Here is a 9,337-nt window from a genome sequence, read left to right on the forward strand (position 1 = left end):
GCATTTCTCACATTACGGATGACTCGAGAAGAGGAATGAACGGATGACTCTCACCGACCCGGTGAACTCGGCCACCAACGACCCGGCCCACGTCGCGCCGGTCAAGCTGGTCAGCCACGTCAACGCGATCAACTGGAACCGCATCCAGGACGACAAGGACCTCGAGGTCTGGAACCGCCTGGTCAACAACTTCTGGCTGCCCGAGAAGGTGCCGCTGTCGAACGACGTGCAGTCGTGGAACCAGCTGACCCCCGAAGAGCAGACCACGACGATGCGGGTGTTCACCGGCCTCACGCTGCTCGACACCATCCAGGGCACGGTCGGCGCGGTCTCGCTCATCCCCGACTCGCTGACCCCGCACGAAGAGGCGGTGTACACGAACATCGCGTTCATGGAGTCGGTGCACGCGAAGAGCTACTCGTCGATCTTCTCGACGCTGTGCTCGACGAAGGACATCGACGAGGCGTTCCGCTGGTCGGTCGAGAACGAGCACCTCCAGAAGAAGGCCTCCATCGTGATGGAGTACTACCGCGGCGACGAGCCCCTGAAGCGCAAGGTCGCCTCGACGCTGCTCGAGTCGTTCCTCTTCTACTCGGGCTTCTACCTGCCGATGCACTGGTCGTCGCGCGCGAAGCTGACGAACACGGCCGACCTCATCCGCCTCATCATCCGCGACGAGGCCGTGCACGGCTACTACATCGGCTACAAGTTCCAGCGCGGACTCGAGCTGGTCGACCAGGCCAAGCGCGACGAGATCAAGGACTACACGTTCTCGCTGCTCTACGAGCTCTACGACAACGAGGTGCAGTACACGCAGAGCCTCTACGACGGCCTCGGCCTCACCGAGGACGTCAAGAAGTTCCTGCACTACAACGCCAACAAGGCCCTCATGAACCTCGGCTACGAGTCGATGTTCCCCTCCTCGGTCACCGACGTGAACCCGGCGATCCTCGCTTCGCTCTCACCGAACGCCGACGAGAACCACGACTTCTTCTCCGGGTCGGGCTCGTCCTACGTGATCGGCAAGGCGGTCAACACGGAGGACGAGGACTGGGACTTCTAGCGTCCTGATTCCGATGCTGGCTCGAAAGGGCAGGCAATGGGCCCGAACTCGCAGCAGCCTGCGGATTCGGGCCGGTCTCTTGCCTGCTCTCGAGGGGGACAGTAAAGAACTAACCCTGGTGAGCGCGAGCGTGCTCCATGAACACGTCCTTAGTCAAGCCTGAGCTGCGTTGCGCGTGAATCGGCATGCGGAAGGTCGCACGACAGCTTGGTCCGTCATGGTTCGGGGGCGCGGCGGTGACACTGCTGTATCAGGACATCGGTTACACCCGTGGAGGACGTTGCGGGTCCGGCGAAAGGACTGCGGATGACGACGCTCAGGACTGAACTCTCCAATTACGTACGCGATTGGCGCGACGACTTACCTCCCGCGTGGGCCCACTTCTTTCAGTCTGTGGAGCCCGATATCGACTCGGTCGATCCAAGGCTTCGGTCCGAGTCGGCGTACCCCATCATTCCGGGCCGGCGTTCGTCGCCCCACCCTGGTGCCCCGGCAGAGGCGCATGTCTTTCGCGCGTTCGACCGCACCGATCCCGAATCAGTCAAGGTCGTGGTGATCGGACAAGACCCCTATCCTCTGTTGTCGCGCGCCACCGGCCGTGCCTTCGAAGATGGGTTGCTCGGCGACTGGCGAGGTCCGGTAGCTCTCAGCCTTCAGCGGCTCGTGCAATCCGCGCTTCAAGTGCGCTCTGGGCGCGCCGAGTTCGTGGATCCCGATCGCGGTTGGATAGAAGTGAAGCGAGGGATCGCGAGCGGGAGCTTGACGCTCGAGTCGCCATCGGCCTTCTTCGACCGGCTTCAGTTCGACCATGGCGTCCTCTTCGTGAACGCCGCTTGGACGCTTACGAAGTACGCGCGTGGCGGATGCGCGGAGCAGGAGGCGCACCTGGCGTTCTGGGCGCCGGTCATGTACCAATTGCTGAATGGCATGGCCGAGCGCGACGCGGGAAGTGTTGTGTACCTGGTTCTCGGCGGCTTCGCGAAGAAGATATTTGCAGCGAGCGGGGTTGAGACCTCCAGCAAGGCTGCTGAGACCTGGGGGGTCAGCGTCGCCAAGGTTGAGAATGCTCACCCGAGCGCCGATGCAACCCCCTACTTTGCACGGCCCAACCCGCTCGGGCGGGTCAACGATCGCCTCGAGGAGATGGGGGCGAGTCTGGTGCGCTGGTAGACCCATGCGGCGGGCGGCCTCAATTGCTGAAGAGTCAAGTTGCGGCCCACTTTCCCGCTCTCCTCGAATGCGATCCACGCATGCGCCGAATCGCCGAGCAGCTACCAGTCACATGCGCCGAGCTTGATGAATCCGAGATCGAAGTGGGTACAGACGCTAATGCGCCCAATCCCAGAAGCCGTCTTCGCCAATTTGATTTCGCAGCCGTACCCGGAGCTTGCGGCTCGTGCCCAAACCATCCTCGATGAAGGAGTCGGGGCTGTCGCAAGTGCTGTTCGCCCGCTGTCGGCCAGAGTTGACAAGGCTTGCATCCGAGTGGCACCTACACCGGGTCATGCGGATAACGGGTCGGCGTTCCGGTCGGCAGGTCGATGCCTTGGTAGCTGTTGGGCCCAACCACCCGACGGTGAATCAAATAGTGAGCCCGCTCACAAGAATACTTGTGGGATATCGCGCTAGTTGAGTCACGATACATCGAAGGCGACCTGTTTCAACAGCACAAGCAAGACCTAGGCTTGTGCCGAGGAGGTCACGGGATGACGCATGGCGCGGGTCAGCCTCACCTTGTGGACGCAACCGACCTTGAGAGGTGGGCAGATCAGCGCTCGGCGCAGTCCGACCTTCCTCGCCTCGTGCGGAGGCTGATCCGGCATGAGAACGATCAGGTCCAGAGCCTTGAAATGCGCGGTGGCGAGGGCGTCGGTCTGCCAGGCTACGACGGCACCGTCGAGGCGACGCGAGCAACGCCGTTCGTCCCAGACGGCTTGAGCGTTTGGGAGATGGGAACCAGCGACGACCCGGCCGGCAAAGCTACTGACGATTACAAGAGCCGGACGGACGACTCGCTTGACATTGACAAGTCAGAGGCCACGTTTGTCTTTGTCACGCCAAGGCGCTGGCGCCGAAAGAAGGCTTGGGAAGCGAAGCGACGCGCTGAAGGAAAGTGGCGCGACGTCCGCGTTCTCGACGCTGACGATATCGAGCAGGCCCTCGAAGAGGCGCCGGCAGTGCGGATCTGGATGTCAGAGTTGCTGGATATGCCAGCGCTTGGCGTGGCGACGATCGAAGACTGGTGGCGACGCTTTTCCAACGGGTTTGATCCGAAGCTCACCGCGAACGTCGTGCTCGCTGGGCGCGAGGATAGCGCGGCGATGCTGCTACGCAGATTGGCCATCGACGTGGGGCGGACTTTCATCAAGGCGGCGAGCGTAGACGACGGCTTGGCGTTTGCAGCATGCGCCATGATGGCGCAGGCTCCCGATGAGTCCGAGCCGATGCTGTCTCGATCGCTACTGGTTCATGACGGCGTAACGCTTCGGCGCCTCGATAGCACCTCTAGCCTGCTCATTCTGCTCCCATACGAAGAGCACCTTCAGCGTGAGGCGAGTCTTGTTGAGAATCACCACGTTGCATTCGTGGTGACCGAGGGCGACGCGGATATAGAGCTTCCGCCGCTCGACCATCGCACCCTCCGCACTGCTTTGCACGAAGTGGGTGTATTGGAAGGCGACCTGGACCGCTTCGTTCGAGCCGGCACCAAGAGCTTGCTCGCTCTTCGGAGAGTATCCACACGTTTCGGGCAAATCGACCCTGCGGACTGGTACCGCGACCTTTCGGACGCCCCCGTGCGCCGGGCCTGGCTGGCGGGCGCGTGGAGCCAGCGGAGGAGCGGTGACAGAGAAGTGATGGAGGCGCTCACCGGCACGAGTCAGGTGTCCCTCACAGACAAGCTTGAGTCGATCGTCAGTCAGCCCGATCCGATCTTCACGCAGGTCGGTGGAACGTGGGCGGTCGCATCTGTAGAGGATTCATGGCGGAGCGCGCGCCATACGATTCGGGACGCTGACCTAATGGCTCTCGAGCTTGCGGTGCAAACAGTCCTCGGAGCGGTAGACCCACGTCTCGAACTGCCGCCCGAAGAACGCTGGACCGCCGGAATCTACGGGAAGAGTAGAGTCCACTCGACCGACCTGCGGAGCGGCCTTGGACGGGCCGTAGCGCTGCTCGGAGCACGAGGGGACGAGCTGCGCCTCGGCGGGGGTCGATCGGCACGTCAATGGGCTGAGCGAGTTGTGTGGAGGCTTGTAAGCCGAGCCAACGAGGATAAGTCAGCCCAACTGTGGGAGTCCATGAGCGATGTTCTCCCACTGTTGGCTGAGGCGGCGCCCGACGTATTCCTAAGATCCGCTGCGGATGCGGCGAGTGGAGCCGAGCCTCTTGCCCGTCACTACTTCCAGGACGAGACCGACTCTTGGTATGTGAGTAGTCCGCATACGGGTGTCCTCTGGGCGCTGGAGTGCATTGCCTGGTCGAGTCGGCACTTGGGGTTTGCGGCTGAGGTGCTTGCCATGCTGGCGGAGATCGATCCTGGCGGAAGACTCAGCAATCGGCCCGCGAGCAGTCTCCGAGAGATCTTTCGTCCTTGGCTGCCTCAGACTTCCGCGCCGGCGGGGAATCGCGTGCTCGTCATTGACGCGCTTCTGCTCCGCCACGAAGCTGTCACTTGGAATCTGATGCTCGAACTTCTTCCAGGGCCATCAGAGGTCGCCATGCCGACGCACAAGCCACGGTTTCGTGACTGGGCCGCCGGATCTGGGCGGGCGGCGACCACCTATGGGGAGATCTACGAGTTCATCGATGCGCTCTCGGAGCGGATCATCGAGCATGCGGCCAGGGACCCCCTTCGCTGGGTGGAGGTCGTCAAGGCATTTGATCGCCTGCCGAACGAGGGCAAACGGTCCGCGCTCGAAAGGCTGGGCCAACTAGAGCGCGACGAGCTAGACCCAAGCGCGATCGTTTCTCTTTGGGGCGCAATTGAAGACTTCGTGCGGAAGCATCGGCAGTTTGCCGACTCAAGATGGTCGCTCGCAGAGGAATGGTTGGAGCCGCTTGCGGCGCGGGCTGCGGCGTTGGCGCCGTCGGCACCCGCCGAGACGCGCCGATGGTTGTTCGACGATTGGTCGCCGGACATCGGTGTGTCGATGGCGAATGACTACGCCGGATACGAGGAAACGCTCACGAAGGCTCGTGTTGAGGCCGCTAAGGCAATCATCGATGCCCAAGGATTTGGAGCGCTGCCTCAGCTAGCATGTGAGGTGGCGCTGCCGAGCGCAGTTGGCTTGGCGGCGGCCGCCGCCGGGCCGCAATTCGAAGCTGAAGCCCTCATCAATCTGGACAGCGACGACCCGAAGCGCGCCGAGTTCGCGAGCGGGTATGCGCGGGCGCGCTTTGGCGGGGACATAGAGCAGATGCGGCCGTGGCTCGAACGCCTCGGAGGGAATCCCCTGGCCCAAGCGCGGCTGCTGCAATCAGCGGGGAACGTAATCGAGGCGTGGGGCGTCCTAGCGGAGCTAGGTCGGGCGGTTGAGGAAGCCTACTGGAAGGAGTTCGTCCCGTATGGACGCGGCGCCGATTTCTCGTATGTGAATGAGGTTGCTCGCAACCTTCTGACTCATGGACGCGCTGCGGTGGCCGTTGACGCGCTGAGCATCTACGCGGATCGTCAGGAGGAAATCGCCGTTGACGTGGTCGTTGACGCCCTTCAGGCCTTCACCGGCGGTGAAAACGACGCCGGTCGTGTCTCGGAGCACGACCTCTCGCGACTGCTCGCCTACCTCCGGTCGCGCGATGTTGATGAGGCGCTGGTCGCGCAACTGGAGTGGAAGTTCCTGCCGGTGCTTCACCACGGAGAGGGAGCTCCGTCGTTGCAGCGTCTCCTCGCACGCGACCCGGCTTCGTTCGTGAAGCTCATAGAGCTCGCCTTCAAGCGCGCCAGCTCAGGCGGCGAGGACGAGGGCCCGGTCGACTCGAATCTTGCGGGGAACGCATACCGCCTCCTTCGTGAGTGGCGAGTAGTGCCTGGCTCAACTCCCGATGGGGGCGTTGACGGCACGAGACTGCGCGGCTGGATCGATGCAGCGCGAACCTCGCTCGTTGAGATCGACCGGTTGGATATTGGCGAATTGCAGATCGGCGAGGTTTTCGCTCACGCCCCGACCGATCCTGACGGCACTTTTCCTACTCGCGCGGTTCGGGACGTTCTCGAAGTAGCGCCTACCGACCATCTGGAACGTGGGTTCATCGTAGGGCTCCATAACAAGCGGGGCGTGACATCGCGCGGCATGACGGAGGGGGGCAAGCAGGAGTTCGATATCGCGGCAGAGTATGACGATCAAGCCGCTCGGATCGAGGCAACGCATCCTCGCACGGCGGGCGCGCTGCGCGCTGTCGCCGATTCATACCGAGAGGAGGGGCGTCGAAACGACGAGGAGGCTCGCCGCTTCCTCGAGGGCCTAGAGTTCTAGGGACGGAGAAGACGACGGATCCAGAGCTACGGCCGGGATTGAGCATGAACCATCTAACGGCACTGAAGTGTTGCGCGAGTTGGTGACGCTATCAGGATTGGCCGACCAGACCGGTGCCGTCCACGAGCTACTGACCGCAAAGGGGTCCAGAGGGGATTCATAGCGCTCGCGACCCGCGTTTGCAATAACACGCGGCCGAGCAGCAGCCCCTACCTCCGCAAGGACCGTGCCGTCCGCGAGATTAGCTACCAGTGACGCCCCGAGAGTCTAAATTTCCTCCAGTCTTCGGGATGTCTAGCAGTTCCTTGTTCCAAGTCCTGTTTCCAAGTAGGCCACACCGCCTGAATTGCCTCAAGGACGTCTGAGGAGGCCGCTGCCCTTGAAGTGAGCGTACGCGCTTCCATGTACGCTTCCCAGATCGTGGAGCCCCTTCTCCAAGCGACGTGGAAGGCTATCGAGAACGCCGCCGCGATAGCGTCATTAACTGGAGCGCTAGTTGACACGACGCACTTCGCGCCGCGTTCAAGGAAGGCGACGTCGAGTGGGATAGCTTCCATGACCGTGCGCGCGCCGAACACACCGCGCCCCGACGAGCACGCCGACAAGAACACGAGGTCGGTCGAGCTTGCATCAGCCTCCAACAGAACGCGCGCGGGCGTAACCAGATCGGCCAAAGACGGCCACGCCCGCAGCCAATGCTCAATCGCGGATTCGCCCGCCATGCCATGCCCGGCCAGATGTACGACCGAGGGAAGCGGTCCTGAGAGGGTGCCGGATCCTCGCGTCACGCCATAGGTGTTCTCTAGGACTAGCAGTTCCGCTTCAAGAAAGCTCAGCTGATCTCCGGACGCCGAGTCGCCCTGCCAACCCGCGACGAGAACGCCTGAACTCGCGTCCGTCTGCGGAGAACTCTCGGCAATAACTTCGGAACAGTGGGCGTAAGAGACTTCAAGGATCCCCTCGTCGAGAAAGTCCTCATGTAGAGGGAGGCCATACAGTGGGCCGGACGGCGATAACACCAATCCTGTGAGGCCGAGGCCCAAGAGTTCGGCAAGGCCGTCCTCATCTGCTTCAAGCCGGCCAAGTGCGTAGCTGTGCTCGGCTATCGTTAGAAGTCGAGCGTTTACCACGTCATGATCGTCGTGATATGCGATCGCACCTCTCACGCGCATTGGTTCGTCCGTTATTAGGCTCACCTGAAGAATGCCACGATTGGTTCCCAGCTCATCAAGGTGAATGTCACTTGGACTTTCCCGTGCAAACGAACGTTCCCTCTGAAGCTCTCGCCGCGCTCTATCAATTCGAGCAACGTCCGGGCTCACACCCACGCAGAGCGATCGCGCGCCCTCGTCCAGAGCTTGAAGATAATCGATGTAGAGACTAGAGAGCGTTGTGTCACCTTCTCTAGCTCGTTCACCGCTTCGAATCAGTTCGAACTGTACTCGGTCGGCGTTCCGCATCTGGAACAGAATTTCATGCGGGGCTGTTGGTGGGTCGACGAACCAATTGTCATCAGGAAAGTCGCGGATCTCGGGATCTACCAGTGCTTCGCGCGAATCGGCGAGCCTCACGCCGTGGGAGAATGCGTACTCAAGCCTCGATTCGTTGATTGTGTAAACCTCCAAGCGGACTAGTTCCACCCAGGCGAGCATGTCCAACGACGCTGCGCTTCTCCGCGAGCGCGAATTGTAGACGAACTCTAATACTCCTGGCGGGCCACCATCGCCGAAATCGAGTTCAGTAGTGAGGGCGACGTATCCGGGCCGGTCTGGATAGGTAGCGACAGCTATCGGCCGAGGCGAATATCGCCAGGCTGAAACCGCACGAAGTTCCTCCGGGGACTCCGTGATTAGGAACCAGCATGGAACTACGCCAGCCCGATCTTGGATGATTCGACCGCCACGAGCGATTGCGTAGTCGCGCAACCAGCGGGGGACGTTCTGCGGCCGAGGTCCACCCCAGCCTCCAAGGATTGCCACGTCGGTGTCAATCACATGTATCGCGCTTTCTAGCGAGGCTTCGAGTGCGCCGTCTCGGCGGGCTCCGAGGATTGCGCGTCTCTCGAGTGGCAGCAATGCCGTCACTAGCCCGTCTGGCCAAGTCTCCAGGTTTCGAATCATGGCAAGATGTGTGCCAGGAGTGTCCCAAGTATCGTCAACCGCCGCGCCGCTCGTCGTTACTTCGGCGAGGATGGACCAGAAGGGAGAGATTGGGTCCTCACCGGGTGGCTCAATTGCGAGAATCTTGTTTACATAAGAGTCAGCGAGTTGATCACTGAGCTCTTTTCGAAGCTCTTCGGCCCATATTCCCGAACGCCACAGGCTTAGCCAGACGGCGAACAGCTCTCCAACAACATCTAAAGACTGGCTACCAGATCGCCAGTGACTTACGATCGTGTCTGCTTGCTCAGGAGTGCAGAAAGCGCCAAGTGAAGCTTCCTCCCGGTCGGCCCCCATGAGATGCGAGAAGCCCACATGAACATCGACGAGCGCCATCTCGACTGTGTTCAAGGCAGGGTCTGGCGCGCCGTCTACGGGCCCGCTAGCAGTGAATCGGGTAGTCACCATTCCCGCCACGTGGTGTGTCCAACGCCGGCGAAGTTCGATTAGCTCCATCTCGCGAATCGTAACCTCTAGCGCGCGGTCATTGAAGCTCGGGTGCGCTGGGATCGGGAGGAAGGTCCGACCGTCATCGAGCTAGATGTGCTGTCCAGGCAGGTTGTTGAGTCTGCTGATGGGCGGGGCTCCGATCGCGGAGTGGCGCCTGTGCTGATTGTAGAAGTGCAGCCAGCCGGGCAGGG

At 61.6% G+C, this 9,337-nt stretch carries 4 protein-coding genes and 1 pseudogene; 3 read left to right on the plus strand and 2 right to left on the minus strand.

All coding sequences use genetic code 11. From position 1 onward, the window contains the following. Positions 1–43 precede the first annotated feature (43 nt). From nrdF to ABD230_RS12410, 3 genes are all read left to right on the plus strand, one after another. A complete protein-coding gene (gene nrdF / locus ABD230_RS12400; protein WP_155840816.1) occupies positions 44–1,063 on the plus strand; it encodes a class 1b ribonucleoside-diphosphate reductase subunit beta in 1,020 nt (339 codons plus the stop codon). 306 nt (positions 1,064–1,369) lie between these two features. After that, positions 1,370–2,233, plus strand: a complete 864-nt coding sequence (locus ABD230_RS12405) for a hypothetical protein (protein ID WP_344374301.1) — start codon at positions 1,370–1,372, stop codon at positions 2,231–2,233. A 566-nt stretch (positions 2,234–2,799) separates the two neighbouring features. After that, a complete protein-coding gene (locus ABD230_RS12410) occupies positions 2,800–6,537 on the plus strand; it encodes a hypothetical protein (RefSeq protein WP_344374304.1) in 3,738 nt (1,245 codons plus the stop codon). Positions 6,538–6,782: 245 nt separating this feature from the next. On the opposite strand, the gene ABD230_RS12415 is transcribed toward ABD230_RS12410, so the two are convergent. Continuing rightward, entirely contained in the window at positions 6,783–9,032 is a 2,250-nt protein-coding gene (locus ABD230_RS12415; protein WP_344374307.1) for a CHAT domain-containing protein, read from the minus strand. A gap of 201 nt (positions 9,033–9,233) precedes the next feature. Continuing rightward, positions 9,234–9,337 (minus strand): annotated as a pseudogene (locus ABD230_RS12420) (IS481 family transposase); the annotation flags it as partial.

It is taken from the genome of Agromyces tropicus (genome assembly GCF_039531345.1).
GTDB classification, from domain to species: domain Bacteria; phylum Actinomycetota; class Actinomycetes; order Actinomycetales; family Microbacteriaceae; genus Agromyces; species Agromyces tropicus.

What these genes read in the sequence shown, in the direction of transcription:
- nrdF (WP_155840816.1), top strand. Translation starts at nt 44, where the DNA reads ATGACTCTCACCGACCCGGTGAACTCGGCCACCAACGACCCGGCCCAC.
- ABD230_RS12405 (WP_344374301.1), top strand. Translation starts at nt 1,370, where the DNA reads ATGACGACGCTCAGGACTGAACTCTCCAATTACGTACGCGATTGGCGC.
- ABD230_RS12415 (WP_344374307.1), bottom strand. Translation starts at nt 9,032, where the DNA reads ATGGCGCTCGTCGATGTTCATGTGGGCTTCTCGCATCTCATGGGGGCC.